We start from the raw sequence: 24,662 nt of genomic DNA on the forward strand, positions 1-24,662 counted from the left end.
TGACGGGCCATGCCTCCGGCGGGGATATTTGTGGCCAGATGAAGCAGGCAGTTTACGCGATGTGGACACCGTTGCGCCCGGCGAGATCGACAAAGAACTGCCAGGCCACGCGACCGGATCGAGCCCCTCGCGTGGCTTGCCATTCGATGGCCTCGGCGCGCAGGATTTCCTGGTCGATCGTGACGCCATGGGCGGCACAGTAGCGGTCGATCATGGCGAGATATTCGTCCTGATCGCAGGGGTGAAAGCCTAACCACAGGCCGAAGCGGTCCGACAAGGATACCTTTTCTTCAACAGCCTCAGATGGATTAATAGCGCTGGAGCGTTCGTTTTCGATCATGTCGCGTGGCATCAGGTGGCGGCGATTTGAAGTGGCATAGAACACCACGTTTTCCGGACGACCTTCGATGCCGCCATCCAGAACAGCTTTGAGTGACTTATAGTGTTGATCATCGTGGCTGAACGAAAGGTCATCGCAAAACAGAATGAACCGGTGCGGCGCTAACCTCAGGTGGTTCAGCAGACGCGCGACTGAGGACATGTCTTCCCGCTGCAGTTCGACGAGTTTCAAGTCCGGGTGTTCTGCTTGCAAAGTGCCGTGCACTGCCTTGACAAGGCTGGATTTTCCCATACCTCGCGCGCCCCAGAGCAGCGCGTTGTTGGCCTTGTACCCAGCCGCGAACCGGCGGGTGTTGTCCAGCAGCGTATCGCGGGATCGGTTGATGCCGACCAACAGATCCAGATCGACGCGGTTAACCTCAGAGACGGGCACCAGCCGGTCCGGATCCACATGCCAGACAAATGCAGGGGCCGTGTTGAAATCGGGTGCGTCCAGCGGCGCGGGCGCCATGCGTTCCAACGCGTCGGCGATACGGTTCAGGGCTTGATCGTCCATCGGCTCCTCCGGGTATTCCGGCTGAGTTGAACCATGTTACGAACTACACAACAAGGCCCGCGCATGAAAAAGGCGCGCCGAATGTGGACGCGCCTTTTGAAATCAGGATACAGGCTACTTTGTCTCGTCGTAATCCTGCATCATTTCCGCATCCGCCTCGGCCTCTTCATCGTCATAGTAGCCGTCGGCGCGCAGTTGTTCTTCACGTTTTTTCTCGACGCGGGCGACAAGGAAGATCGACACTTCGTATAATCCATAGACCACGGTGAACAGGATCAGCTGCGTGATCACATCTGGTGGTGTCACCAAAGCAGCCAGAACCAGAATACCAACCATCGCGTATTTGCGAACGGCACCCAGACCCTCGGCCGAGACCAGCCCAGCCTTGCCCATCAGTGTCAGCAGAACCGGCAACTGGAAGCACAGGCCAAAGGCAAGAATAAACTTTAGCGTAATATCCAGAGATTCATTGACCTTCCCGAAAAAGGTGATTTTCACGCCTTCTGTTGTTTCGGGAACAACAATGATCTCTTCCGGGACATCATCGGCCGCCGGGGCCAGCAGGTTTGCAAAGATCGAACTGACATCTGCAAACCCAAGGAAAAACTGCATCGCCAAAGGTGTCACAACAAACTGCGCAAAAGCCGCCCCCAACAGGAACATAAACGGTGATGCGATCAGAAACGGCAGGAAAGCTCCCTTCTCGGACTTGTAAAGCCCCGGAGCTACAAACCGCCACAGCTGATATGAGATCACGGGGAATGCCAGTGCAAACCCGAAGACCATCGATATCCGAAACAGTGTGAACAGGTATTCCTGTGGAGAGGTGTATTGCAGTGTTGGTGACGGATCACCAAGCTCACGCAGGGTCGCCTCGATCGGACGCACTAAGAACTGCAGGATCGGTTCGGCCACTATGAAGGCAAGAACAATCCCCACGATAAAGGCAAGCACCGACCGGATCAGCCGGGTACGAAGCTCGGCTAGATGCTCGATCAGAGGCGCCGAGCTGTCCTCGATCTCGTCGGTTTTAGTCATGACTTGCTTTCAGTTTTCAACGCGGCTTCGGCCTCTTCCGCCTTTGCAAGCGCATCTGCGGCTTCCTTAGCCTTGCGTTCAGCGGCCGCACGGGCCGTGGAGGCTTGGATCTTCTTTGCCTGCTCTGCCCGTTCAGCAGCCAGTTTGCCGGTCTCGCTATCAGGGTCGAACTTGGTCGGGTCAATGGATTTGGCCACGTCACGCGCGGCCTCGTTGATCCCGTCCATCGCGGTACTAACCGGATTAGTCGCCGCGTTCAGGCCCTTCTTGATATCATTGACGCCAGCTTCATCCGCCGCTTCGTTCATCGCAGTGCTGAACTCACGCGCCATACCGCGTGCCTTGCCGACGAACCGCCCGACATTGCGAAACAGCACTGGCAGGTCCTTCGGCCCCACCACGATCAGCGCAACGATGCCGATGACCAGAAGCTCGGTCCAGCCCAGATCAAACATCTAAGCTCAGACCTTGTCTTTGTCGGTCTCAGGGGTGACGTCTTTAGCCAGCTCGGAGGCGTCCTGTTCCAGCTCTTCCGAACCTTCCTTGATGCCTTTCTTGAACGAGGTGATGCCTTTACCCACTTCACCCATCAACGAGCTGATCTTGCCACGTCCAAATAGGACGAGAACCACAACAGCAATGAGCAGGATACCCGGAAGGCCAATATTGTTGAGCATGTCTTGTCTCCTTCTACGTCGGCGCATCGCGCCGGGAATACGATCTGGCCCTGTGTCTACGCCCGTACGGGCCATTGCAAAAGTGCGCCAGATCAATTCCGCGCGCGAATTTGAACGGATCGCACAATTTTTGCGGGCTGGCATTTCCCAACTGACAGGTTTATGTCAGTTGTAGTGGCCTAGAAGGACGATATCGAAACCTGGTCAACGGAGAACCACATGACCCATGTCGCAGAAATCGTCACTTTCACACTCGCCGAAGGCACAAAACCCGAACAGTTCGTGAAACTGAGCCAAGCATCCGAGGCATTTGTCCGCGCCGCCCCCGGCTTTGCCCATCGCCAACTGAGTCAGGGCGAAGATGGTCGCTGGACGGATTATGTTGTCTGGGCAGATATGAAATCCGCCAAAGATGCTGCGGCTGCTTTCATGCAACAAGATTTTGCACCCGCTCTGATGGCGGCAATCAATCCCGAAAGCGCTCAGATGCGCCACGAGACCGTGCTATGGAACATGACCGCCTAACCGCGGCTCAGACGGCGTGTCATGCGCCGTACTGACCGCCTGTTCGATATCATCCAGATCCTGCGCGACGGCAAGCTGCACCGCGCGCAGGACATAGCGGACCGGCTCGAAGTGTCGGTCCGTACGATCTATCGCGACATGGATACGCTGGTAGCCTCGGGCGTTCCGGTCGAAGGCGAACGCGGCGTGGGTTACATGGTGCGTGAACAGATCACACTGCCCCCGCTGAACCTGACACCCGCCGAGCTTGAGGCTCTGAACCTCGGCATGGCCATCGTGGCTGAAGCCGCCGATCCCGATCTCAAGTCCGCCGCTGAATCTCTGGCCGACAAGATTGACGCCGTACTGCCCACTCAAGTCGTGGCAGAGGCCGACACCTGGAAATTCGCCGTCTACCCGTTTGCCGATGCCGCGCGCGGATTGGCCCACATGGCCCCGATCCGCGCTGCGATCAAATCGCACCAGAAATTACAACTGAGTTACCGCCGCATTGACGGGATCCTGACCGACCGCACCATCCGCCCGTTGCACATGGAATACTGGGGCCGCGTCTGGACCCTCACCGCATGGTGCGAACTTCGCAATAGCTTCCGCGTCTTCCGCATCGACCTGATCGAGGCCATCACACCCTTGCCAGAGCTCTTTTCAGACGAACCCGGAAAACGGCTTAGCGACTATGACCCCTATGGGTGAACCGACCTTCATCTGGCCACAAATATCCCCGCCGGAGGCATGGCCCGGAACGGGCCATTCAGGTCACTTCAGATAGGGCTCAGGATCAACCGACTCGAACCCCTGACGCACCTCAAAATGCACATAGGCATTGTCGCCACCACGCAGCGCGGCGATTTTCTGACCCCGTCGCACCCTGTCACCCTTCTTCACGGTGATATTGTCGACATTGGCGTAGACGGTCAGTAAATCATTGTTGTGCTTGACCACAATGATCGGAACCTGATCGGCGTCTTCCGTGATCGCTGCAACTGTGCCCGCCTCGGCCGCCGTTACAGAAGCACCTGGAGACGCCGCAATGTCGATCCCTTCGTTCTTGCCTTTGGCATAAGTGCGAATGATCCTCCCGTTCACAGGCGCTGCCAATGCTGAACTGCCTGAATTCGTCGGGGCTTCGGCAGTTACATCTGGTGCAGGTGTTGCAGCAGCAACCTTCTCATCCGGCAATGGCTGTGTCGCGCTTGGCGGTGTTGGCGTCGGAGAGCCCTCTCCCGGCTGTGTCACAGCCGTCGCGGTTGCTGCTGGTGCGGCGGCGCGCGGCGCTGCCTGATCCTTGACGGGGATCAGCAGATACTGGTCCTCACGCACGGTGAAATCCGATCCTAACCCGTTCCATTCAGCAAGCGATTCTACAGACACCTGATAGAGACGCGAAATCGTATAGGCGGTTTCGCCGCGTTTTACCTTATGCCGAATGGGCTCTGGCCCGGATGCAGCAGGCGCAGGGGTCGCGGCGGGTTGCGCAGGTTGCAGGGTGGATGTCTGAACCGAACCGGTATCGGGTGCGTCATCAATCGCAGTCCCGGCTATGGTTGCAATATCAACACCACTCGAAGCACCGACTGAACGCGGCAGTGCAAGCACTTCGCCGTCCCGTAGAGAGTCATTCGGCTGCAAACCATTAAATCGCGCCAGTTCGGCCACTGGCATGCCGATACGGGCAGCGACATCACCAACCGTATCCCCCCTGCGAGCCACTGCCACTTGATAGTTTGGATAGGTTATCACTCCCCGTGCATCCGGCAACGGTCGGCTGGCGGTGGCTGCCAGAGCGGCATCTGTCGTAGAAAACCCGCCAACATTCCCGCGCAAGTCATAGTCGAACGGTCCTTCGCACCCGGCCAGAATTGCCAGCGCGGCCACGCCCGTTACACAACGGCGCATTGCTGAATTGGAAACTGCTCTCATTTTTTTGTCCTCAACACCTGCCCCTGTTCTCCGGGGTTCCGGCGCCTTTTAATATACCTTTACGCTCCGTCTTTTCCCAGCCCCTCAAGCAGAGGCACAAAACGGACCGGCAACAATTCGTCGTAATCCAGACCGGTCTCGGTACGCGTGACCCGGATCAGGGTCTGCACCGCATCCGACTGGCCCACGGGTAACACCATGATACCGCCGATTTTCAACTGCGCCAAGAGTGGCCCCGGAGGATCTTCGGCGGCAGCGGTTACAATGATACGGTCGAACGGTGCCTGTTCGGACAATCCAAAAGAACCATCTGACAGCATCGCCGTCACATTTGTCAGCCCCAACTCACGGAACAGCTCACCAGTTTCACGCACCAGCCGTTTATGGCGTTCGACAGTATAAACCCGGCGCGCCAGTTTGGACAGAATCGCCGCCTGATAACCCGATCCAGTGCCCACCTCCAGAACCGTGTCCCGCGGGCGCACTTGCAAAGCTTGCGTCATCAGACCCACAACCGACGGTTGGCTGATGGTCTGACCACAGGCAATCGGCAATGGTGTGTCCTCATAAGCCCGCTGGGCAAACAGGCCCCTCACAAACTGCCCCCTGTCGATTTGCTCCATTGCGGCCAGAACGCGCGCATCAGTGACCCCGCGCGAACGCAGCGCAAATAGGAACTGCATGATGGTTTCAGCGCTTGGTCCTGTCATTCGATGACCTTCAACGCCTCAAGCGTGTCGTGGGCGGTCAGATCGGCTCGCATCGGCGTCACCGAGATATACCCTTCAAGGTTAACGGCGGCATCCGTGCCCGGAGCAGTCGGGTTATGCTGATATCCGCCCTTGATCCACAGGAACCGCCTCCCCGACGGCGAGCTGTGGGGTTCGACCGAGAAATGCGTATCCCGGCGGAATCCCTGCGGTGCTACCCGGGCACCCAGCACTTCATCGGCGGGGACCGGTGGAAAATTTACGTTGTAGAACAGTCGGTAATCACCCGATTCTGGCGGGGTGGCATCCAAAATGCGCCGAACAAGCCCCGCTCCGTAACGGGCTGCTGCCTCAAACGGATCTTCCAGCCCCAAATTGCGCGGGCCAAAATACTGTGACAAGGCAATCGCAGGGAGACCCTGCAGGGCCGCCTCCATCGCCCCACCGATCGTACCGGAATACAAGGTGTTTTCAGCCGAGTTATTACCACGGTTCACGCCAGACAACACCAGATCCGGCGGAGCCTCCTTCATCACGTCATGCAAACCTGCCAATACACAGTCTGCGGGCGACCCTTCGGCGGCAAAGCGACGCTCACCCAGTTTGGCCACCATCATCGGGTGGGTATAGCTGATGCAATGACCGACGCCCGATTGCTCAAAAGCAGGTGCGACCACCCAAACCTCGCCTTCGGGGCCAGCCAGTTCAGCTGCAATCGCTTCCAGCACGATCAGTCCCGGCGCGTTGATGCCGTCATCATTGGTCAGAAGAATTCGCATGCCCGGTCCACCCCTCGTTTTGCCCTTGATAGACCCGCCTCTGCGCTGCGACAAGCAATGCGCATACGCAATCTGAGGCTTTCACGCACCACTTGGGTGAAAATGCAGGGTCTGAGCGTCAGGCCGGGAACACAAAACACCGGTCGCGGCGAATTGTCAGCCACATGACCCGGCCCTCTTTAGGCACAAACACGTTCGGAACCGTGGCCTTCAGGATCGAGCCATCGTAGTCCATGCGAAACTCGACAAGGCTTTCATTTCCCAGAAATCGAGCACGCTCAACAACGCCTCGGGCTGCAACACCGTCTGTAGGTGTCGGCGCAGGCCCTTTGCCATTGCGGTCGAAATCCAGTTTGACATGCTGGGGTCGGAACACGATTTCAACATCGGTTGCGTCCGGCACACCTGGCGCGAGAAAACGGCCAAACGGAGTATGCGCCAAAGCACCATTAACTTGGGACTTCAACACATTGACATCACTAAAGAATGCAACTGCAGCCTTGTCTGCAGGACGGGTATAGACATTGTACGGCGCCCCTTGCTGCACAATCTTGCCGCGCCGCATCAGCGCGATCTCATCGGCCATCCGCATCGCCTCGTCTGGCTCATGCGTGACCAACAGAACGGCAGCATCCTCTTCCTTAAGGACTGCCAGCGTCTCATCCCGAATACCGTCTCGTAGGCGGTTATCGAGGCCCGAGAACGGCTCATCCATCAGCATGATCCGTGGACGTGGTGCAAGCGCCCGCGCCAGAGCCACACGCTGTTGCTCCCCTCCCGACAACTGATGCGGAAATCCATCAATAAACCGCATCAAATCGACTTTGGTCAGCAACTCTTCGACCCGTGCGCGTTTCTGCTCTTTGCTGCCCTTCAGGCCAAACGCGACGTTGTCTGCCACGCTGAGGTGCGGAAACAGGGCAAAATCCTGAAACATCAGGCCAATCTCGCGCCGCTCAGGGGGCACTCGAAACACAGTGTCGCAGATCAATTTGCCATCGACATAAATCTCGCCCGAGGTCTGCATCTCGACGCCAGCGATCATGCGCAAGGTGGTTGACTTGCCACAACCCGACGGCCCCAGCAGACAGGTCACCTGCCCTGCCTGTACGGTCAAGGACACATCATCCACAACCGTCCGCCCAGCAAAGCGCGCAACCAGATTGCGGATTTCCAATCGAGGAGGAGTTGTCGTCACTGTCACCGATGGACCCCGTTGCCTTTCCCGATCAATTCCATCGGGCTTAGGCGGGGATAGCAACCCCGCCCTTCAGGCGCAAGGGATCAGCAACACCCAGTTGAAGTAGCTTCGCCCTGTACAACAAACGGGCTATCACCGCCGCATCCTTCGAAGATCCCATAGTGGGTTGAGAAATCGCCGATGAACTCGAAATGTCGTGCAAAACGAGTGTCTTGCAACATCATCCATGTATTGCCACAGACCGGGAACACTTTGCCGGTCTCAATCTTGTGGTGGTCATCCAACACAAACTCATGTGGCGCATGCGGCACTGTGCCCTTGTAGATCACAGCCTGACCGTAGTCTTCGCAAGCCGGCTCAAGCTCGGGCAGCTTGAACAGACGGTATGTGGCCGAAATAAAGCTGAGCGGTGCCACCCTTTCCTCCAGAGCAGAGTTCTCGATCGTCAAAGGACGATGCGTGACCCTACGCGGATCACCAAACCCGGCAGCGCGCGACATCGACAGGAAGTCATTCCAATAGAGCGCCCCCGACAAGCACTCACCGTACAGCACCTCGTCTTCGGCCATGGCTTTGGGCACCCGGCGGTCGGCATAGACGTCCGAGAAATACATCTCACCGCCTTTTTTCAGCAAACGATGGGCCCCGCGCAGTACAGCAGCCTTGTCAGTCGCCAGATTGATTACGCAGTTCGAGACAATGATATCGAACGATCCCGGATCTAGGTCCAGCTCATCCAGCTTTTCGATAAAACCGTGATGAAACTCTACATTGCTTTTGGAATGCCCAAATGCCTCAGCGTGATAATCCTGTTGAGCGAGCGCAACATCCAACTGTTCCGGCGTCATGTCGACGCCGACAACACGGCCATTCTCACCAACCATCGCCGACAGAGCATACACATCACGCCCCGCGCCACAGCCCAGATCAAGGATGTGCATTCCTTCCAGATCAAGCGGAGCAATTAGCCCACATCCATAGTAACGTGTCAGTACATCATCATGAATTTGCGATAGAATTTTCTTGACGTGATCCGGCATGTCATCCGGAGTACAGCACGCATTGGTTTGCAAATCTGCACTGCCTCGCAGCACTTCGCCATAGTAGTTCTGCACAGCTTCATGCTTCATCGCGGCATTCCTTTCATCACTGGTTGAACTGCAGTTAATGCAGCATGCCGAACCGTGCAATCCACCACCGTCCGAATTGACGATACCGTGACTGCGCTCAGCCCAGCAATTCGAAATCCACGCTAGTACGCACCCGCCCGTTCACCTGAACCTCTAACCGATGTGGCCCGGGCACCAGTTTGAATGTGGTCGCGTTGCCCTTGAGCTTGTGGCGCTTTGTGACGACCAATTGTCCTTCTTCCAAACTGGTTTGTTTCAACTTGTGAACTTTAGGTGAAACCTTCCCCCCAGGCCTTTGAAAATGTACGATATAATCGATCAACACAGGCTGTCCGCTCGCACCCTTCAATCGCGCTTCGAAATTAAGCGCCTCACCAATCCGAGCCGGACCATTCACCTGAACTTCGACCGCGATGTCAGCTTCGGGATCATACCCAAGAGCTCTCATCGCACCCGGGTGCCCAGACTTTACCAGACCCCGCAAAGCGTGCGCTGTCATCCACTGCAACTCTTCCGGATCCTGTTGCTGTTCCTCCTCCCACTTACGCAGTCGTTCCAGCACCAGACCGGGGTCTTTCTTGGTGATATCATTCAGATGGTTGGCGACTGATCGTGTCACATATCGCGTCTGATCCCCATGCAGCTGGTCAAGCAACGGCAAGGGATCAGAGACGTCCAAGCCAACAGCCTGCCCCCAAGGCAGGCGTGGCCTTGTCCCTTCGCTGACCAGACGGCGCACGTGATAGCTGGGATGGCAGCACCAGTTCTGCATACGCTCAAAAACTTTCTCGGGATGGTGGTTCAGGAAAGGGCGGATCGCCCATTCCATCGAAAAGCGTTGCGTAATCTCTTCCAAGACGTCCAGCGACAATTCAGGGTAATCCAGCCCGATCGCGCAGACCCAATCGCCCAGAGGCGCAAAAATGAAATCGCCGAAGTCATCATCACTCTTGCCGGGATCAAGCGGCGGCGGCAACGCATCCAGAATGACCGGGGCAACCGCTGGAAGATCACCCGGAACGGCTTCTTGCAAACATTCTGCAATCCAGGCCATCCGCTCTTTCAATTCCAGCTCAAGCAATCGCGACATTATTTGTGCTTCGAGTGCACCTCCGTCGAAATGAAGGTCAGCTTCCGCGAACAAACCCGCAAGATAGCTTACTTTTTCAGCGTTGAAGAGTTGATCTTTCAGAGAAAAGTTTTGCGCCATGCTTACATCGTCAGATTAGTGCCCCCACCATCCAGCAAAATATTCTGCCCGACGATGAAACCGGCATGTTGTGAACATAAAAACGCGCAAGTCGCCCCGAATTCTTCCCGCGTTCCATAGCGGCGTGCTGGAATGGTCGCGGCGCGCTCTGCCCGTGCATCATCGATCGAGATACCTTTCTGCGCCGACACGCCGCCATCCAGTGCGTCCGCCCGATCGGTTGCATGGATTCCCGGCAGCAAATTGTTAATTGTCACCCCGTGCGGCGCCACCTGCCGCGAAGTGCCCGCCACATATCCGGTCAGACCAGTACGCGCCGCATTTGACAAACCTAAAACAGCGATCGGTGCACGTACGGATTGTGAGGTGATATTCACCACACGCCCCCAGCCTTTATCCATCATTCCCGGAAGTAGAGCCTTCATGAACGCAATCGGTGTCAGCATGTTTGCATCCAGCGCTTTGATAAAGTCGTCGCGTTCCCAATCAGACCACATCCCCGGAGGCGGTCCACCTGCGTTTGTAACAAGGATATCAACACCCTGCGCGGCGTTTATCACCTCAGCCTGACCTTCAGATATAGTAACGTCACAAGCGACGGTCTGTACGGCAACGCCATATGACGACCGCAAACGTGTTGCCTCGGCTTCCAGCGCCTCAGACCCGCGTGCGTTCATCACCAGGTCGACACCGGCTTCGGCCAGCGCCTCAGCGCAGCCCAGACCCAAACCTTTACTGCTGGCGCAAACCAACGCACGTTTTCCACGAATTCCAAGATCCATTCTGACCCTCCCTATCTTTGCCCTCATTTAGCATCGGCCCGACAAGGAAGGCCAGAAACGGATCAGTGGCTCAATAGAAGAACTCTTCCCGCACGATCTTGCCGTCGGCGACGTGATAAACAGCTACTTCGCGCATATCAAAGCTCTCACCAGACTCCTTCACCTTGCCCTGAACTTCGAAGATGACGGCAAAGCGGTCTTCGCCATGCGGGAACGGATCACTCACCGACGCGCCTGAAACCTCGTGCGCGCCTTCCCACCACTCATGTTTGCCTCGTATTGCGTCACGGCCATGAGTTTCGCGGCCCGTGCCCATTGCATCCGCAGCCTCGACTGAGACAGCATCCGCTGCGTAAAGCTTGTCCAGATTTTCTTTGGCTCGGTTTTCTCTGCAACCCGCAACCAATTCGTCTGCGATTTCTTTCAAATTCATTGGTCCACTCCATATTTTGTTCACTATATGTTCCTATTGCCATACCCCCACGATTCGAACCACCCCCCTTTGTCTTGCCTCGGCAGGATTCCCCGCCTATACGCGCGTTTATGCTTGATACCTCGAACCAACCCACTCTGCCGCCCGAGATTGCCCGTCGCCGGACATTCGCCATTATCTCGCACCCGGATGCGGGCAAGACAACGCTGACGGAAAAGTTCCTGCTTTACGGGGGTGCCATTCAAATGGCCGGTCAGGTGCGCGCCAAGGGTGAGGCACGGCGCACGCGGTCGGACTTTATGCAGATGGAGAAAGATCGCGGTATCTCGGTCTCGGCCTCGGCGATGTCCTTCGACTACGGGAGTTTCCGGTTCAATCTGGTGGACACCCCCGGCCACTCGGATTTCTCGGAAGATACCTATCGCACCCTGACGGCTGTAGACGCCGCCGTCATGGTCATTGACGGTGCGAAAGGTGTGGAAAGCCAGACGCAGAAGTTGTTCGAGGTCTGCCGCCTGCGCGATCTGCCGATCCTGACCTTCTGTAACAAGATGGACCGCGAAAGCCGCGATACGTTCGAGATCATCGACGAAATTCAGGAGATGCTGGCCATAGACGTCACTCCCGCCGCGTGGCCGATTGGCGTGGGTCGCGATTTTATTGGTTGCTACGACATGCTGCGCGACCGGCTGGAGCTGATGGACCGCGCCGACCGAAACAAGGTGGCCGAGAGCATTCAGATCAACGGGCTGGATGACCCCAAGCTGGCCGAGCATGTGCCGGCTGAACTGCTCGACAAGCTTCTGGAAGAGGTTGAGATGGCGCGCGAATTGCTGCCAAAGCTCGACCCGCAGGCGGTGCTGGAAGGGCACATGACCCCGATCTGGTTCGGCTCGGCGATCAACTCATTTGGTGTGAAAGAGTTGATGGAGGGCATCGGCGCCTATGGCCCGCAGCCTCAGGTTCAGTCGGCAGAACCGCGTCAGATCGCACCCGATGAGAAGAAGGTCGCCGGTTTTGTTTTCAAGGTGCAGGCCAACATGGACCCCAAGCACCGCGACCGGGTGGCCTTTGTTCGCATGGCGTCGGGCCATTTCAAACGTGGCATGAAGCTGACCCATGTGCGATCAAAGAAGCCGATGGCAATCTCGAACCCTGTGCTGTTCCTCGCTTCTGACCGCGAATTGGCCGAAGAGGCTTGGGCCGGTGATATCATCGGCATTCCCAACCATGGCCAGTTGCGCATCGGTGACACGCTTACCGAAGGCGAAGCGATCCGCGTGACCGGCATCCCCTCCTTCGCGCCGGAACTGCTTCAAACCGTCCGCGCGGGCGATCCAATGAAAGCCAAGCATCTGGAAAAAGCCCTGATGCAGTTTGCCGAGGAAGGCGCGGCCAAGGTCTTTAAACCCTCGATCGGCTCAGGCTTTATCGTCGGGGTTGTCGGTGCGCTGCAATTCGAAGTGCTCGCCAGTAGGATCGAGATGGAATACGGTCTCCCTGTGCGGTTTGAGGCGTCTCAATTCACCTCGGCCCGCTGGGTCAGCGGTGACAAGCCCGAGGTCGACAAATTCGTTAACGCCAACAAACAGCACATCGCGCATGACCATGACGGCGACATCGTCTATCTGACGCGTCTGCAATGGGATATTGACCGGGTGGTTCGTGACTATCCAGCGCTGAACCTGACCGCGACGAAGGAAATGATGACCTGACGGATTCCGCGGATAAGCCAGACAAGACAACATGGGGCATCGTATCCACCATCCGTGCCCCGCGTGAGGACATCCTGCGCTTTGCCGCACACCATCTGGATATCGGGGTGGACCGGATTCACATCTTTCTGGACGAGCCAGTCCAAGGCGACATCACCGGCCTGCGCGAACACCCTCGGATCCGGGTGCGCACGTGCGATGCGGCGTTCTGGAAGCGTCGCGGTCGTGAGAGGCCGGACAAACATCAGGTCCGGCAATCGTCGAATGCCAATTTGATCTATAATCGGACCGATCTGGACTGGGTCGCGCATATCGACGTCGACGAGTTCCTTTGGCCGATGTCCCCGATCCCAGATCTGCTGAGCCAAATTCCGGATGACGCCCCCGCCGTCCGCGTCCGCCCGATAGAGGCTCTGGCGGGGGGCGAGGACCTCTACAAAGCCTTCATTCCCGAAGGAAAGAATAGACAGGCGCTGGTCGAATCGCTCTACCCCAAATTCGGCGCTTATGTTCTGGCCGGTTTCATGAGCCACACTCAGGGCAAACTGTTCGTGCGCAGTGGCCTCAAGAAACTGAGCGACCGCATCCACAATCTTTATCAGCACGGCGAATTTCTACCGGTCAGAATAGAACTGCCGCAGATCGATCTCTGCCACCGCCACGCCCCGGATTGGGAGCATTGGCTGGCGCATTACCGCTTCCGCCTTGAACGCGGCTCGTACCAGGCCAGCCCGGATCGCCCGCGAAAGATCGGCGCGCTCGACAGGTTCGAATTGTTCACACTTCTGGAAGCCGAATACGGGTTAGATGGTCTTAAGGAATTCTATGATGAAATCAGTGCCGCTGACCCTGAGGTTCTAGAACGGCTTGAAGATAATGACATGATGCGCCACCGCCCGCTGGATCTGGACCGGAAAGTCGCGAAACACTTTCCCGGAAGCATCTGAATTGTTGCGGAAATCCCTGTTATCAGCGGATATGGAACAGGTTAAGCCGACTTCATTTGACCCTGCCCCACGTTTTTGTTATGCCCGCGCCACAGCCGAAACGCGCATGAGGCGCATGGCCATCCGGGCCCGGCATATTCTGACGCGCGGGCCAGGTCGAGTGTCCGCATGAACCGGACATACATGACAAAATTTAACGAACTGAACCTGAACCCGAAGGTCCTCAAAGCCATTGAGGAAGCTGGATACGAAAATCCGACCCCGATCCAGGAAGGCGCAATTCCAGCCGCACTGGAAGGGCGCGATGTTCTGGGGATCGCCCAAACCGGCACCGGCAAAACCGCCAGCTTTACCCTGCCGATGATCACGTTGTTGGCCCGTGGGCGCGCCCGCGCGCGCATGCCGCGCTCGCTCGTCCTGTGCCCGACTCGGGAACTGGCGGCGCAGGTGGCCGAAAACTTCGACACCTACGCCAAGCATCTCAAGCTGACCAAAGCGCTGCTGATCGGCGGCGTTTCGTTCAAGGAACAGGATGCGCTGATCGACCGCGGCGTGGACGTACTGATTGCCACCCCCGGCCGTTTGCTGGACCATTTCGAGCGCGGCAAACTGTTGCTGACCGGCGTTCAGATCATGGTGGTGGATGAGGCCGACCGAATGCTCGACATGGGCTTTATCCCCGATATCGAACGCATCTTCTCTCTGACACCATTTACCCGCCAGACCCTGTTCTTCTCTGCCACCATGGCGCCCGAGATCGAGCGGATCACCGACACCTTCCTGTCGGCCCCCACCCGGGTTGAGGTTGCGCGTCAGGCCACCGCGTCGGAAACAATCGAACAGGGCGTGGTGATGTTCAAAGGCGGTCGCCGCGACCGCGAGGCCAGCCAGAAGCGCAAGACCCTGCGCGCATTGATCGATGCCGAGGGCGACACCTGCACCAACGCGATTATCTTCTGCAACCGCAAGACGGATGTAGATATCTGCGCCAAGTCGCTGAAGAAATACGGCTATAACGCCGCCGCGATCCATGGCGATCTGGACCAGTCGCAGCGGATGAAAACGCTGGACGGATTCCGCGATGGATCATTGCGCCTGCTGGTGGCCTCGGACGTGGCAGCGCGGGGGCTGGATATCCCTTCCGTCAGCCATGTGTTCAACTTCGACGTTCCCGGCCATGCCGAGGATTACGTCCACCGCATCGGCCGCACGGGCCGTGCCGGGCGCGAAGGCAAGGCGATCACCATCTGTTCGGGCCGAGATGAAAAAGCTCTGGCCGCGATCGAGAGCCTGATCCAGAAGGATATTCCGCGCATCGACAATCCGGTCAAGGCAGACGAGCCCAAGCCCGAAGCGCCGAAACCTGAGAAAAAGGCCAAAGCCTCGGAAGGCAAGAAAAGCGAGAGCCGCAAAGAGCGTGAGCCCAAATCCCGAGGCCGTGGTCGTCGCGACGATAGCGGGCCAGCGGTTGTGGGCATGGGCGATCACCTGCCCAGCTTTATCGCACTCAGCTTTGATGAGCGTCGCGCAGGCTAGATCGTCAGCACAAGCGCCAGTATCGACAGGCCAAGCAACGTCATCCCGGCGATCTCGCGCCGGGTGATGGTTTCGCGGAAAAACAGCAGCGATGCGACCAGGCTGAGGATCAGTTCGATCTGCCCGAGGGCCTTCACATAGGCCGCATTCTGCAGCGTGAAGGCAAAGAACCAGCAAAACGAACCACAAAGGCTGGTCAGGCCGACAAAAACGCCGGTCCGGCGGGTCTCCCACACGGCGCGCAGCTCAGCCCGATCTCGCCACAGCAACCAAAGCCACATGCTGAGGAATTGGAACGTCACCACGGCGGCCAGTGTCACAAGCGCCCGGAACCACGCATCGATATCGCCCAATTGCAGTGAGGCACCGCGATAGCTGACCGAGGAAAAGGCGAACAACACACCTGACCCAAGTCCAAGGCGCGAGGCCTTGTTTGTCAGATGTTGCCACCAAGCCCCGCTGCCACCGGGTGTTTTTGACAACAACAGAACCGCCAGCAATCCAAGCAGAATTGCCCCAAGCGCCCCGGTCGAAACCTGATCGCCGAGGATGAGGAACCCCACGATAGCGGTTTGAATAACCTCGGTTTTCTTGAAGGTAATCCCAACCGCAAAGTTGCGCTGCTTGAACAGAGCCACAACGCAGATCGTGGCCAATATCTGCGAGGTCCCGCCGATGACAGCAAAGATCCAGAACTTCGCCGTCAACGCTGGCAATTCGTACCCTGTTGCGCCCAAAGCTATGAAAAGTCCCAGCAACGCTAACGGCATCGAATAGGCAAATCGCGCGAATGTCGCCCCGGCAGCCGAGAGTTTCACGCTGCTCAGCGATTTCTGCAGCATGAACCGCACCGTCTGGAACGATGCTGCTGCGATGGTGACGGGAATCCATAAACTCATGGTTTCCCTTCTGTCGTTAAATCAAGGCTTTGGCCAGAGCGGATGCGCCACTGGATCCTTGGCGTGCCAGAAATATTCCCGAAATATTTGCGCATATGAACGGTATACATAGGCCTCGTTACAAGCCAGATAGCGCTCTTTTCCTGCACGGTAGAGTGTCGGCAAACGGTACCACGGCGCGGCTGGATTCATATGATGAACGACGTGCAGGTTGTTGTTAAGAAACAGAAATGAAAGGATGCCACGATCTTCGACAATCACGGTCCGGGCACGGGATTTCTCATGGGCGCGATGCTCCAGGAATGTGCGGATCTTGACCAGACCCAGCCCGATATATGCAGATAAGGCAAAGGCCCAAATCGGCATTTGCGAAAGTGCGGCGATCCAAAGCACCGCAACAACGCCGGGCAAATGTAGCGCCCATGCCAACTGAATCTCCCGATCCCCGTGCAATGCACCTCGTATTTCATCCCGCAGGAACGCAATCTGCCCAATTGCAGGCCCCAGAACCATCCGCCCAAGCAGAGTATTGTTCACCTGATACATCCGCCTCTGCCAACCGGCCAGAGACGCCCAGACCTGCGGGTCAAGATAGTTGGTCTCAGGGTCATCGTAAGGATCGGTCAGGTTCGCATCACAGTGATGCGCCAGATGCAGGTCCCGAAACCGATTGTATGGAATGAACAAGGTCAGCGGCAGTGCCATCAGCGCCTCATTTAGCCATTTCTGGCGAAAGGGATGCCCGTGCAGCGCCTCATGGGTCAGCGAGGAATGCAAAGCGGCCACCAGCCCCATGACTGGGATTGCCAGCCAAAGAGACACATCAGCCAGCCAGAAGATCACGCCAAGCCAAACGGAATAACACGCGAGGATCAGGGCAAATGTCGCCCACTCGGGCGACTTGGGTGTGGTGGGATCAGCCATTGCGGCCCCACGAAATCCCGGCCCATACGCGTTCGTAAATCACGTACATCGTCAGACCAATGGCCGTGTTGACCAGAGCAACCATTCCCCCGAGCGCTGCCGAGCCTGTAGCGATCAAACCAACCAGCGTCATCATTGCTAGTCCCATCGCATTCCACACCAGCGCTTTCACGACTGACCTGCGTCGCGTTTCCATTCCAGACCCCATTCTTGTTTTTGTAACACCAGCGTTACAGACGCATCCAAGGGTCGGGAATTCTGAATATGATTAACAATTCACAACATAGGTGATATTAATCACCATATGATTGAAAAAATCGACAAACGGGATCGTGCCTCGCAGTTCCGGCAGCGCCTGGCCAGGGCGATGCAAGATCGCGACGTCAGTCAGAGTGCGCTGGCACGTAGCATTGGTGTTGACCGATCAACTGTCTCACAATTGCTGACCGGAGCAGGCGCACGCCTGCCTAATGCGCATGTGGTTGGCAGCTGCGCCTCGGCGCTCGGGGTATCCGCCGACTGGTTATTGGGCCTCTCCAACCGACCTGAAAGCGCGGCGGAATTGCTGGCCAGCTCCCTTACGCTGACTGAAGCCGCGCGAGCGCTTGTAGATGAGCGAATCTTTGAATGGCACCAAGAGGCCGCCGGCTACAAAATACGTTATGTTCCCGCCACCCTGCCCGACATGCTCAAGACCCGTGCAGTTTTGGAATGGGAATACGCTCCGCATTTGGGCCGTACTGCGGATCAAGCCATTGGCGCTTCGGCGGACCGGCTGGCCTGGATGCGTAGCGCACAGTCCGATTATGAAATTGCGATGCCGCTTTATGAGCTCCACAGCTTTGGTCACGCCACCGGATACTACGAGGGGCTGCCCCTGCAGGTCCGGCTGGATCAAATCGACCATCTGCTAAGCCTATGCAAACAACTCTACCCCCGCCTTCGCATTTATCTATTTGATGCCAAACGGCTTTACTCTGCCCCGGTTACGATATTCGGTCCGCTTCTATGTGTATTCTATGCTGGAAGCCACTATATGGCCTTCCGCGACCGCGACCGGATTGAGGTGTTCACTCTTCATTTCGATCGGCTTGTGCGCGAGGCGGCGATGACCGCCCGTGATTTCCCAACGCATTTGCAACAATTACGTGCCGAAATTACACAGACATGACCTGAGCGATATCCTGTTGTATAGTCACTTGGCGCGAACCCATAGACATTCCGATCTGAGATGGAGGATGACGGGAATGGACGCACTCAAAACCGCAGAATACGCACGTGCCCTTTACACGGCTCATGGAGATCGGGCCGAGGCCGAAGCTGCGCAGAAAATGCGCGAAAGCCAAGCCGCCGGAAACCAACAGGAGGCGCAGGACTGGAAAGCCGTCCGCAGCGCCATCCGCCAGATCCGCGGCCCCAATCAGGGCTGATCTACAGTTTCGGGTCAGGATTGACTGTATGACCATCCACCGCGATCACCTGACCCGACACCAGCCGCGCCGCATCTGACGCCAAAAATACAGCCATGTTTGCAATGTCCCGCCCCTCGACGAAGCGGCCCATGGACGTGCCCGAGGCGTAACCGTTGTAAACCTGATCCCGGGTCATGCCCTTTGCAACGGCTTCGCGTTGCAGCACGCCCTCCATGCGTGGTCCTTCTACTGAACCGGGGCAGATTACATTGCATCGGATTCCGTGCGGCCCCAGTTCCATCGCCAGCGTTTTGCCCAGGCCCACCATGCCCCATTTCGCCGCCGCATAAGGCGCGCGGTTGGGATAGCCGTATTGGCCTGCAGTCGAAGACGTGATCAGGATCGCACCACTCCTCTGCTGCTTCATTATTGGAGCAGCGTATTTGGAACACAAAAACGCCCCTTCCAGATTTACTGAAAGACAAGAACGCCAATCAGTTAGAGGCACATCCTCAACCGCAGCGGTCGGCCCGGCGACCCCTGCATTCGCGCACAGCACGTCGAGCCCACCCCACGCCGCCTCAACTTCTTTGAATGTAGATGAAACAGCGGTTTCATCCGAAACGTCCAATAGACTTTGCTTCCAGTCTGATGGACATTCTGCCAGCGCATCTACGTCAATATCCGCCACCCAGACCTGCGCCCCGGCAGCATCAAACGCCTCCGCCATTGCGCGACCGACACCCGAGGCGCCGGCAGTAATCAGAACCCGGCTGGTCATGCAGGCTTGCGGATCGCAGCGCCCGCACCTTCCGGATAAGGCAATCCGGCCTGCGCCTCAGAAATCCGCGCCATCGCGGCCTCGATTTCGGGTGATGGCGGACTGGGGCGGCGGGTTTCAAGGCTGACATGCAACAAAAAGCTTTCGCCAGTGGCCAACAACGTCTCACCTTCGTACATGCTGTGGAAGACATGCAGCTTCTTGCCCTGCCCCAACAACATCTGCGTACGGCACTCGATCCGCGAACCGGCATGGGTCTCTTGCATATATCGGATGTGGTTCTCGGCGGTGAAATAGCTGCCGCCAGTGGCGATATATTCCATGTCACAGCCGATTATCTCCATGAACCGATCCGTGGCGGCTGCAAAAGCTTCAAGGTATTTGGCCTCGTTCATATGGCCGTTGTAATCCGTCCAATCCAGCGGCACGGCGCGCGATAGCGTCAGAATGGGCTGGCTCAGATCCGCTTGATCCAGGGTCGGCAAGACTCCCGGTTTCAGCGCCGCGTCATGTTGGTTCAACACCGCCCCGGCCCCGTAGTTCTGCGCCTTCAACGCCCGCATCATGCCCACAAGGTTGTTGTCGCGAATGCGCTCCAACTCCCTAATTGAGTGCATGCCCGATTGTGCATCCGACTGATCTGCGATCATGTCGACCAATTCATCGGTGAACTCGGGTACATCCATCAGCTTGGTCCAGGGCCATTTCAACGCCGGGCCGAACTGTGCCATGAAATGCCGCATCCCGGCTTCGCCACCGGCCACGCGATAGGTTTCGAACAGTCCCATCTGCGCCCAGCGGATGCCAAACCCCATGCGGATGGATTCGTCGATCTCCTCGGTTGTTGCGATACCGTCCTTGACCAGCCACAGCGCCTCGCGCCAGACCGCCTCAAGGAAACGGTCCGCGATATGCGCGTCGATCTCTTTTTTGACGTGCAACGGAAAGAACCCGACCGAGGTCAGCAGTTCCTTCGCCTTCGCGACCATCTCAGGTGTATTTTTGTCAGTCGGCACAAGTTCGATCAACGGCAACAGATAAACCGGGTTGAATGGATGCGTGACCACGATCTGCTCGGGCCGCGACGCACCTTCCTGCAACTCAGACGGTTTGAACCCGCTGGTCGAGGACCCAATGATGGCACCAGGGTCACATGCCTCCTGCAGACTTTTGTAAACCTTCAGTTTCAGGTCGAGCCGCTCCGGCACGCTTTCCTGAATCCATATGGCGCCGTCTACGGCGTCACCAATCTCATCATGAAAACTCAGCGCCCCCTCCGGCGGCAGGGGCACATCGCTCAGGCCTGGCAGAGAGCGGCGTGCATTGTCCAGCACCTCGCCAATCTTTCGTTCCGCCTCCGGATCCGGATCAAACACCCGAACATCCCAGCCATTCAGGAGAAACCGCGCAGCCCATCCGCCGCCGATCACACCGCCACCAATGATTGCAGCAATCTTTTTCATATCGCTTGACCTTACTCGTAGGGCGGGCTTCAGCCCGCCACTCCTGCCGGTGCCCGCTTGACCAGACCCAGTTTCTCACGCACTTCCTGTGGCCCGATCACGCGCGCACCCATGTTTTCGATGATGCTGCCCGCACGCTCGACCAACTGCCAGTTCTCAGCCAATACACCCTTCTCGAGCCACAGATTGTCCTCCAACCCGACACGCACATTGCCACCCGCCAGAACTGAGGCCGCCACGTAGGCCATCTCATTTCGACCCAATGAAAACGCACTGAACGTCCAGTCATCTGGCACGTTGTTTACCATCGCCATGAAGGTGTTCAGATCATCGGGTGCACCCCAGGGCACACCCATGCACAGTTGCACCAGCGCATTCGGTTCGAGAACACCCTCTTTCACCAGTTGTTTGGCAAACCACAGATGACCGGTATCAAAGGCCTCGATCTCGGGCTTCACTCCCAGATCGGTCATTATCTGCCCCATCGCGCGCAAGGCGCCGGGGGTATTGGTCATCACATAGTCGGCTTCGGCAAAGTTCATCGTGCCACAATCCAAGGTGCAGATTTCCGGCAAGCACTCGGCTACGTGTGCCACACGCTCAGTGGCACCAACCAGATCGGTTCCGGCCTCCGCCAATGGCAGCGGATTTTCGATCCCGCCGAACACCATGTCCCCGCCCATGCCAGCCGTCAGGTTCAGCACTGCATCAACCTCAGCATCACGTATACGGTCCGTCACCTCACGATACAGCGCCAGATCACGCGACGGCGCACCCGTCTCAGGGTCGCGCACATGGCAGTGCACCACCGCCGCACCAGCCTTGGCTGCAGCAATCGCGCTTTCGGCGATTTGCTTGGGTGAGCGCGGGACATGAGGGCTGCGATCCTGTGTTCCGCCCGACCCAGTCACGGCACAGGTGATAAAGACTTCGCGGTTCAATTCCAAAGGCATGGCGTTTTCCCCAGCTTATACCCGGTTTTACCTTGGGTTTTCCCCAGGCTTCTCCCCGGATTCCGATTTGCGTCAACGCCAACTCTGGCGCAGCCTTGGCCAAACCACTTGGCAGAATGCGAATCAGACTTGATGAAATCCGCAAAAAACATACTCCAACCTGAACATCGCGCCCTGAAAACGGCGGTACTGGTGCTGGACGAATGCAACACGCTCAGCTTTGCTGCTGCGGTCGACCCAATGCGCGCAGCCAACCGATTGGCAGACCGGCCCGCTTTTGACTGGGACTACGTCACCGCAACTGCTGAGCCCGCGATGTTAACGAGCGCTCTGAATGTACAAGGCATCCCATTGGCACGCCTGCAAGGCTGCGACCTGATGATTGTCGTTGCGGGCTTCCAACTCGCACGTCACGCAACGCCTAGCCTACTTGCCGGTCTTCGCCGGATCGCCGCCTCGGGCGCCACAATGGCCGGGATAGATGGCGGCCCTTGGTTGCTGGCCGAGGCTGGGCTGCTGGATGGTCACGCTGCGACGACGCATTGGGAGGACTTGGAAAATTTTTCTGCCCGCTTCCCGAATGTCGATGTGCGACCCGACCGGTTCACCGTGTCCGAAAACCGCCTGACCTCGGGCGGTGCTGTTCCGGCGATCGATATGATGCTGCACATCATCGCCGCCCGCCACGGTGCAGGATTTGCTGCACGGGTCTCCGGACTGTTCCTCTACGAAGGCACATCCGAACCCTCAAAACCGCAAAGCCGTACCGGCGCACCGCATCGCCATACTGCCCTGACCGCCAAGGCAAACTCGCTGATGGAATCATCTTTGGACGAACCCCTTCCACTGGCTGACATCGCTGACGCTCTCGGCACCAGCGCCCGCACCCTACAGCAGCAATTCCGGCTACGCCTAAATACCACACCGCAAGACCACTACCTGCAACTCAGACTGGCCGAGGCCCGCCGTCTCGTCACCGATACCGACCTGCCGCTGATGGACGTGGCACTCGCCACAGGCTTCGCGTCACAATCCAGCTTCGCCCGCGCCTTCCGCACCGCACACGGCCTCTCGGCCCGCGATCTCAGACAAGACCGCACACAACCCACCCATCACTGAGGCGATCCAGCTTCATCTGGCCAAAAATATCTCGGGGGAGTCGCCAAAGGCGACGGGGGCAGAGCCCCCAACCCTTCAATATGGCATCGGAAACGCCCGGTGCGCCGCACTGATCTCGGCCATCACTTCGGACGACAGCTTCAGATCCTTGCCCACCAGAATATGCTCCAACTGCGCCACCGTCGTCGCGCCAAAAATGGTCGATCCCATAAACGGCCGGCTGCAACACCACGCCAGGGACATGTGCACCGGATCCAACCCGTGTCGCTGCGCGATATCCAGATAAGCAGCCACAGCATCATACACGCGATCCGTTTTCCGCCCGCCCATATTTGGCACCAATGCCATGCGTGATCCCTCGGGCACGGCACCCCCTTGATATTTCCCCGTGAGAAAACCCGCCGCCAAGGGTGAGAATGATAGCAACCCGACATCTTCGAGCAGACACAATTCCGCCAAATCCGTATCGAACAACCGGCAGAGAAGCGAATACTCGTTCTGGATCGACGCGACCCGAGGTCCGCCGACCTCGTCCGATGCCCGCAACCATTGCGCGGTGCCCCAAGCACTTTCATTCGACAGACCAAAGGCGCGGATATTGCCCTTGTCCAACTGCGCTTGCAGAGCAATCAGACTCTCGCGCATCTCATCCACGATCTCATCCCGGTCGTGCCCCAAGGGCGCATAGTCCCAGTTTTGCCTGAACATGTAGCTGCCGCGATTTGGCCAATGGAACTGATAGAGGTCGATGACATCCGTCTGCAATCGACGCAATGATCCTTCAATCGCCTCAGGAATGGTTTCTTTCGAGATCGGAGCCCCATTGCGCGCATGCACGAATCCCTCGCCGGAGTGCTTCGTGGCCAGCACATAATCCCCACGCCGCGAGGGATTGGCGGCATTCCAATTGCCCAGAATCTCTTCAGTCCGCCCGATTGTTTCCTTGGAAATTGGATTCACCGGATACATCTCGGCGGCGTCGACAAAGTTGATTCCACCCGCAAGCGCCATATCCATCTGGCGGTGCGCCTCAGCTTCCGATGTTTGTGTGCCAAAGGTCATTGTGCCCAGACATAAATCCGACACCATGATCCCGGTACGCCCCAAAGGCTTCATATCCATTTAAAATCTCCCAAAAAAATTAATGCTGCCGATCAAGCCTCGGCCTTCTTCTCCCATCGTCCGGATTCCTCGGACCAATATTGAGCCGTGCATCCTGAGCCGGTCAGGGATTTCCATTGCCCACGCGCATGTTGCACCGCCTCCGGGTCGTTGCCGTCAAACAGAATACAGACACGCTCCAACGCCGAAACCTCGTCCGCCTCAATCGGTGCCCCATCGACGGCCATCACGCAAGTCGCCCCATTGGCGGCCTCTGGTCCGGTCGTCAGCAAAATCGGCTGCGCCGCGTCATGCGGGCCACCTTCACGGCCATGTGGCAGGAACCCCTCTTCGGGACCCAGCCACAGTTTTTCATCCAGCCAGTCCATCCGCGCTGGGTCAATCCCCCGCACGGCAATCCGCCACCCGGCCTGCCGCGCCTTGTCCAACAGCACAGGCAGGGTGTGCTCCAACGGCTGACGAGTCAGGTGGTAGAAATAGACCGCACCCAC

Annotated in this window: 28 protein-coding genes; 8 read left to right on the forward strand and 20 right to left on the reverse strand. The window is 57.7% G+C overall.

Annotation, left to right across the window (positions count from 1 at the left end; genetic code table 11):
- Positions 1 to 52 precede the first annotated feature (52 nt).
- The 4 genes from ACR0JR_RS03595 to ACR0JR_RS03610 form a co-directional block, all read right to left on the reverse strand.
- Positions 53 to 895, reverse strand: a complete 843-nt coding sequence (locus tag ACR0JR_RS03595) for an ATP-binding protein (protein ID WP_480455026.1) — start codon at positions 893 to 895, stop codon at positions 53 to 55.
- Positions 896 to 1,009: 114 nt separating this feature from the next.
- On the reverse strand, positions 1,010 to 1,933 hold the full coding sequence (gene tatC / locus ACR0JR_RS03600; protein WP_010440379.1) for a twin-arginine translocase subunit TatC: 924 nt from the start codon (positions 1,931 to 1,933) through the stop codon (positions 1,010 to 1,012).
- Entirely contained in the window at positions 1,930 to 2,388 is a 459-nt protein-coding gene (tatB, locus tag ACR0JR_RS03605; RefSeq protein ID WP_170470712.1) for a Sec-independent protein translocase protein TatB, read from the reverse strand. The genes tatC and tatB overlap by 4 nt, the downstream gene beginning before the upstream one ends.
- Before the next feature lie 6 nt (positions 2,389 to 2,394).
- Positions 2,395 to 2,610, reverse strand: coding sequence for a twin-arginine translocase TatA/TatE family subunit (locus ACR0JR_RS03610; RefSeq protein ID WP_010440381.1), 216 nt, complete (start codon positions 2,608 to 2,610; stop codon positions 2,395 to 2,397).
- A gap of 219 nt (positions 2,611 to 2,829) precedes the next feature.
- On the opposite strand from ACR0JR_RS03610, the gene ACR0JR_RS03615 reads away from it, so the two are divergent.
- Positions 2,830 to 3,135 carry a hypothetical protein gene (locus tag ACR0JR_RS03615; protein ID WP_010440382.1) on the forward strand — a complete coding sequence of 102 codons (306 nt, stop codon included), beginning with the start codon at positions 2,830 to 2,832 and terminating at the stop codon, positions 3,133 to 3,135.
- 21 nt (positions 3,136 to 3,156) lie between these two features.
- The gene (locus ACR0JR_RS03620) at positions 3,157 to 3,828 is read left to right on the forward strand and encodes a helix-turn-helix transcriptional regulator (protein ID WP_480455027.1); all 672 of its coding nucleotides are present in this window, start codon (positions 3,157 to 3,159) and stop codon (positions 3,826 to 3,828) included.
- Between the two features lie 63 nt (positions 3,829 to 3,891).
- Here ACR0JR_RS03620 and ACR0JR_RS03625 read toward each other — a convergent pair whose 3' ends face one another.
- From ACR0JR_RS03625 to ACR0JR_RS03660, 8 genes are all read right to left on the reverse strand, one after another.
- Positions 3,892 to 5,055, reverse strand: coding sequence for a peptidoglycan DD-metalloendopeptidase family protein (locus ACR0JR_RS03625; RefSeq protein ID WP_480455028.1), 1,164 nt, complete (start codon positions 5,053 to 5,055; stop codon positions 3,892 to 3,894).
- Between the two features lie 59 nt (positions 5,056 to 5,114).
- Positions 5,115 to 5,765: a protein-L-isoaspartate(D-aspartate) O-methyltransferase gene (locus tag ACR0JR_RS03630; RefSeq protein WP_010440386.1), complete on the reverse strand. Its 651-nt coding sequence runs from the start codon at positions 5,763 to 5,765 to the stop codon at positions 5,115 to 5,117.
- A complete protein-coding gene (gene surE / locus ACR0JR_RS03635; RefSeq protein ID WP_480455029.1) occupies positions 5,762 to 6,544 on the reverse strand; it encodes a 5'/3'-nucleotidase SurE in 783 nt (260 codons plus the stop codon). The genes ACR0JR_RS03630 and surE overlap by 4 nt, the downstream gene beginning before the upstream one ends.
- Before the next feature lie 118 nt (positions 6,545 to 6,662).
- Positions 6,663 to 7,748, reverse strand: coding sequence for an ABC transporter ATP-binding protein (locus ACR0JR_RS03640; RefSeq protein ID WP_029621845.1), 1,086 nt, complete (start codon positions 7,746 to 7,748; stop codon positions 6,663 to 6,665).
- Positions 7,749 to 7,828: 80 nt separating this feature from the next.
- Positions 7,829 to 8,875, reverse strand: a complete 1,047-nt coding sequence (locus tag ACR0JR_RS03645) for a methyltransferase domain-containing protein (RefSeq protein ID WP_480455030.1) — start codon at positions 8,873 to 8,875, stop codon at positions 7,829 to 7,831.
- Positions 8,876 to 8,972: 97 nt separating this feature from the next.
- Complete coding sequence (locus tag ACR0JR_RS03650) at positions 8,973 to 10,085, reverse strand: hypothetical protein (RefSeq protein WP_480455031.1); 1,113 nt, start codon at positions 10,083 to 10,085, stop codon at positions 8,973 to 8,975.
- A gap of 2 nt (positions 10,086 to 10,087) precedes the next feature.
- The gene (locus ACR0JR_RS03655; RefSeq protein ID WP_480455032.1) at positions 10,088 to 10,867 is read right to left on the reverse strand and encodes an SDR family oxidoreductase; all 780 of its coding nucleotides are present in this window, start codon (positions 10,865 to 10,867) and stop codon (positions 10,088 to 10,090) included.
- Between the two features lie 70 nt (positions 10,868 to 10,937).
- Positions 10,938 to 11,300, reverse strand: coding sequence for a SnoaL-like domain-containing protein (locus ACR0JR_RS03660; RefSeq protein WP_480455033.1), 363 nt, complete (start codon positions 11,298 to 11,300; stop codon positions 10,938 to 10,940).
- Between the two features lie 110 nt (positions 11,301 to 11,410).
- Between ACR0JR_RS03660 and ACR0JR_RS03665 the strand changes: the two genes are divergently transcribed.
- From ACR0JR_RS03665 to ACR0JR_RS03675, 3 genes are all read left to right on the forward strand, one after another.
- Positions 11,411 to 13,015, forward strand: coding sequence for a peptide chain release factor 3 (locus ACR0JR_RS03665; RefSeq protein ID WP_480455034.1), 1,605 nt, complete (start codon positions 11,411 to 11,413; stop codon positions 13,013 to 13,015).
- Between the two features lie 74 nt (positions 13,016 to 13,089).
- Positions 13,090 to 13,962: a glycosyltransferase family 2 protein gene (locus ACR0JR_RS03670; protein ID WP_480455187.1), complete on the forward strand. Its 873-nt coding sequence runs from the start codon at positions 13,090 to 13,092 to the stop codon at positions 13,960 to 13,962.
- 183 nt (positions 13,963 to 14,145) lie between these two features.
- On the forward strand, positions 14,146 to 15,498 hold the full coding sequence (locus ACR0JR_RS03675; RefSeq protein WP_480455036.1) for a DEAD/DEAH box helicase: 1,353 nt from the start codon (positions 14,146 to 14,148) through the stop codon (positions 15,496 to 15,498).
- Here the strand turns inward: ACR0JR_RS03675 and ACR0JR_RS03680 are convergent.
- From ACR0JR_RS03680 to ACR0JR_RS03690, 3 genes are read right to left on the reverse strand one after another with little or no spacing between them, the layout of a single operon-like run.
- Positions 15,495 to 16,397, reverse strand: a complete 903-nt coding sequence (locus ACR0JR_RS03680; RefSeq protein WP_480455037.1) for an EamA family transporter — start codon at positions 16,395 to 16,397, stop codon at positions 15,495 to 15,497. The two genes, ACR0JR_RS03675 and ACR0JR_RS03680, sit on opposite strands and share 4 nt — an antisense overlap.
- Positions 16,398 to 16,418: 21 nt before the next feature.
- Complete coding sequence (locus ACR0JR_RS03685; RefSeq protein ID WP_480455038.1) at positions 16,419 to 17,321, reverse strand: fatty acid desaturase; 903 nt, start codon at positions 17,319 to 17,321, stop codon at positions 16,419 to 16,421.
- Positions 17,314 to 17,517, reverse strand: a complete 204-nt coding sequence (locus tag ACR0JR_RS03690) for a DUF2061 domain-containing protein (RefSeq protein WP_010440411.1) — start codon at positions 17,515 to 17,517, stop codon at positions 17,314 to 17,316. The genes ACR0JR_RS03685 and ACR0JR_RS03690 overlap by 8 nt, the downstream gene beginning before the upstream one ends.
- A 108-nt stretch (positions 17,518 to 17,625) precedes the next feature.
- On the opposite strand from ACR0JR_RS03690, the gene ACR0JR_RS03695 reads away from it, so the two are divergent.
- Both ACR0JR_RS03695 and ACR0JR_RS03700 read left to right on the forward strand, forming a co-directional pair.
- A complete protein-coding gene (locus ACR0JR_RS03695) occupies positions 17,626 to 18,492 on the forward strand; it encodes a helix-turn-helix domain-containing protein (protein WP_480455039.1) in 867 nt (288 codons plus the stop codon).
- A gap of 76 nt (positions 18,493 to 18,568) precedes the next feature.
- Positions 18,569 to 18,751: a hypothetical protein gene (locus tag ACR0JR_RS03700; protein ID WP_010440418.1), complete on the forward strand. Its 183-nt coding sequence runs from the start codon at positions 18,569 to 18,571 to the stop codon at positions 18,749 to 18,751.
- Position 18,752: 1 nt separating this feature from the next.
- Here ACR0JR_RS03700 and ACR0JR_RS03705 read toward each other — a convergent pair whose 3' ends face one another.
- Genes ACR0JR_RS03705 through bcoG form a run of 3 tightly spaced genes read right to left on the reverse strand, consistent with a single transcriptional unit; the run spans position 18,753 to position 21,930 of the window.
- Positions 18,753 to 19,514, reverse strand: a complete 762-nt coding sequence (locus ACR0JR_RS03705; RefSeq protein ID WP_170781673.1) for an SDR family oxidoreductase — start codon at positions 19,512 to 19,514, stop codon at positions 18,753 to 18,755.
- Positions 19,511 to 20,977: a carnitine 3-dehydrogenase gene (locus ACR0JR_RS03710; RefSeq protein WP_480455040.1), complete on the reverse strand. Its 1,467-nt coding sequence runs from the start codon at positions 20,975 to 20,977 to the stop codon at positions 19,511 to 19,513. The genes ACR0JR_RS03705 and ACR0JR_RS03710 overlap by 4 nt, the downstream gene beginning before the upstream one ends.
- Before the next feature lie 29 nt (positions 20,978 to 21,006).
- Positions 21,007 to 21,930, reverse strand: a complete 924-nt coding sequence (gene bcoG / locus ACR0JR_RS03715; protein WP_480455041.1) for a 3-dehydrocarnitine:acetyl-CoA trimethylamine transferase BcoG — start codon at positions 21,928 to 21,930, stop codon at positions 21,007 to 21,009.
- Between the two features lie 132 nt (positions 21,931 to 22,062).
- Between bcoG and ACR0JR_RS03720 the strand changes: the two genes are divergently transcribed.
- Positions 22,063 to 23,049 (forward strand): GlxA family transcriptional regulator, encoded by a 987-nt coding sequence (locus tag ACR0JR_RS03720; RefSeq protein WP_480455042.1) that lies wholly within the window; start codon positions 22,063 to 22,065, stop codon positions 23,047 to 23,049.
- 75 nt (positions 23,050 to 23,124) lie between these two features.
- Here the strand turns inward: ACR0JR_RS03720 and ACR0JR_RS03725 are convergent, their stop codons facing one another.
- The gene (locus ACR0JR_RS03725) at positions 23,125 to 24,171 is read right to left on the reverse strand and encodes an aldo/keto reductase (protein ID WP_480455043.1); all 1,047 of its coding nucleotides are present in this window, start codon (positions 24,169 to 24,171) and stop codon (positions 23,125 to 23,127) included.
- A gap of 32 nt (positions 24,172 to 24,203) precedes the next feature.
- Entirely contained in the window at positions 24,204 to 24,662 is a 459-nt protein-coding gene (locus ACR0JR_RS03730) for a DNA polymerase III subunit chi (protein WP_480455044.1), read from the reverse strand.

It is taken from the genome of Ruegeria sp. AA3 (assembly GCF_056542905.1).

Excerpts from the sequence above, each read along its gene's own strand:
- ACR0JR_RS03630 (WP_010440386.1), bottom strand. The coding sequence starts at position 5,765 with ATGACAGGACCAAGCGCTGAAACCATCATGCAGTTCCTATTTGCGCTG.
- ACR0JR_RS03705 (WP_170781673.1), bottom strand. The coding sequence starts at position 19,514 with ATGACCAGCCGGGTTCTGATTACTGCCGGCGCCTCGGGTGTCGGTCGC.
- ACR0JR_RS03720 (WP_480455042.1), top strand. The coding sequence starts at position 22,063 with ATGAAATCCGCAAAAAACATACTCCAACCTGAACATCGCGCCCTGAAA.
- ACR0JR_RS03610 (WP_010440381.1), bottom strand. The coding sequence starts at position 2,610 with ATGCTCAACAATATTGGCCTTCCGGGTATCCTGCTCATTGCTGTTGTG.
- surE (WP_480455029.1), bottom strand. The coding sequence starts at position 6,544 with ATGCGAATTCTTCTGACCAATGATGACGGCATCAACGCGCCGGGACTG.
- bcoG (WP_480455041.1), bottom strand. The coding sequence starts at position 21,930 with ATGCCTTTGGAATTGAACCGCGAAGTCTTTATCACCTGTGCCGTGACT.
- ACR0JR_RS03625 (WP_480455028.1), bottom strand. The coding sequence starts at position 5,055 with ATGAGAGCAGTTTCCAATTCAGCAATGCGCCGTTGTGTAACGGGCGTG.
- ACR0JR_RS03680 (WP_480455037.1), bottom strand. The coding sequence starts at position 16,397 with ATGAGTTTATGGATTCCCGTCACCATCGCAGCAGCATCGTTCCAGACG.
- ACR0JR_RS03700 (WP_010440418.1), top strand. The coding sequence starts at position 18,569 with ATGGACGCACTCAAAACCGCAGAATACGCACGTGCCCTTTACACGGCT.
- ACR0JR_RS03645 (WP_480455030.1), bottom strand. The coding sequence starts at position 8,875 with ATGAAGCATGAAGCTGTGCAGAACTACTATGGCGAAGTGCTGCGAGGC.
- ACR0JR_RS03725 (WP_480455043.1), bottom strand. The coding sequence starts at position 24,171 with ATGGATATGAAGCCTTTGGGGCGTACCGGGATCATGGTGTCGGATTTA.
- ACR0JR_RS03595 (WP_480455026.1), bottom strand. The coding sequence starts at position 895 with ATGGACGATCAAGCCCTGAACCGTATCGCCGACGCGTTGGAACGCATG.
- ACR0JR_RS03650 (WP_480455031.1), bottom strand. The coding sequence starts at position 10,085 with ATGGCGCAAAACTTTTCTCTGAAAGATCAACTCTTCAACGCTGAAAAA.
- ACR0JR_RS03695 (WP_480455039.1), top strand. The coding sequence starts at position 17,626 with ATGATTGAAAAAATCGACAAACGGGATCGTGCCTCGCAGTTCCGGCAG.
- ACR0JR_RS03665 (WP_480455034.1), top strand. The coding sequence starts at position 11,411 with ATGCTTGATACCTCGAACCAACCCACTCTGCCGCCCGAGATTGCCCGT.
- ACR0JR_RS03675 (WP_480455036.1), top strand. The coding sequence starts at position 14,146 with ATGACAAAATTTAACGAACTGAACCTGAACCCGAAGGTCCTCAAAGCC.
- tatB (WP_170470712.1), bottom strand. The coding sequence starts at position 2,388 with ATGTTTGATCTGGGCTGGACCGAGCTTCTGGTCATCGGCATCGTTGCG.
- ACR0JR_RS03690 (WP_010440411.1), bottom strand. The coding sequence starts at position 17,517 with ATGGAAACGCGACGCAGGTCAGTCGTGAAAGCGCTGGTGTGGAATGCG.
- ACR0JR_RS03710 (WP_480455040.1), bottom strand. The coding sequence starts at position 20,977 with ATGAAAAAGATTGCTGCAATCATTGGTGGCGGTGTGATCGGCGGCGGA.
- tatC (WP_010440379.1), bottom strand. The coding sequence starts at position 1,933 with ATGACTAAAACCGACGAGATCGAGGACAGCTCGGCGCCTCTGATCGAG.
- ACR0JR_RS03685 (WP_480455038.1), bottom strand. The coding sequence starts at position 17,321 with ATGGCTGATCCCACCACACCCAAGTCGCCCGAGTGGGCGACATTTGCC.
- ACR0JR_RS03655 (WP_480455032.1), bottom strand. The coding sequence starts at position 10,867 with ATGGATCTTGGAATTCGTGGAAAACGTGCGTTGGTTTGCGCCAGCAGT.
- ACR0JR_RS03620 (WP_480455027.1), top strand. The coding sequence starts at position 3,157 with ATGCGCCGTACTGACCGCCTGTTCGATATCATCCAGATCCTGCGCGAC.
- ACR0JR_RS03615 (WP_010440382.1), top strand. The coding sequence starts at position 2,830 with ATGACCCATGTCGCAGAAATCGTCACTTTCACACTCGCCGAAGGCACA.
- ACR0JR_RS03660 (WP_480455033.1), bottom strand. The coding sequence starts at position 11,300 with ATGAATTTGAAAGAAATCGCAGACGAATTGGTTGCGGGTTGCAGAGAA.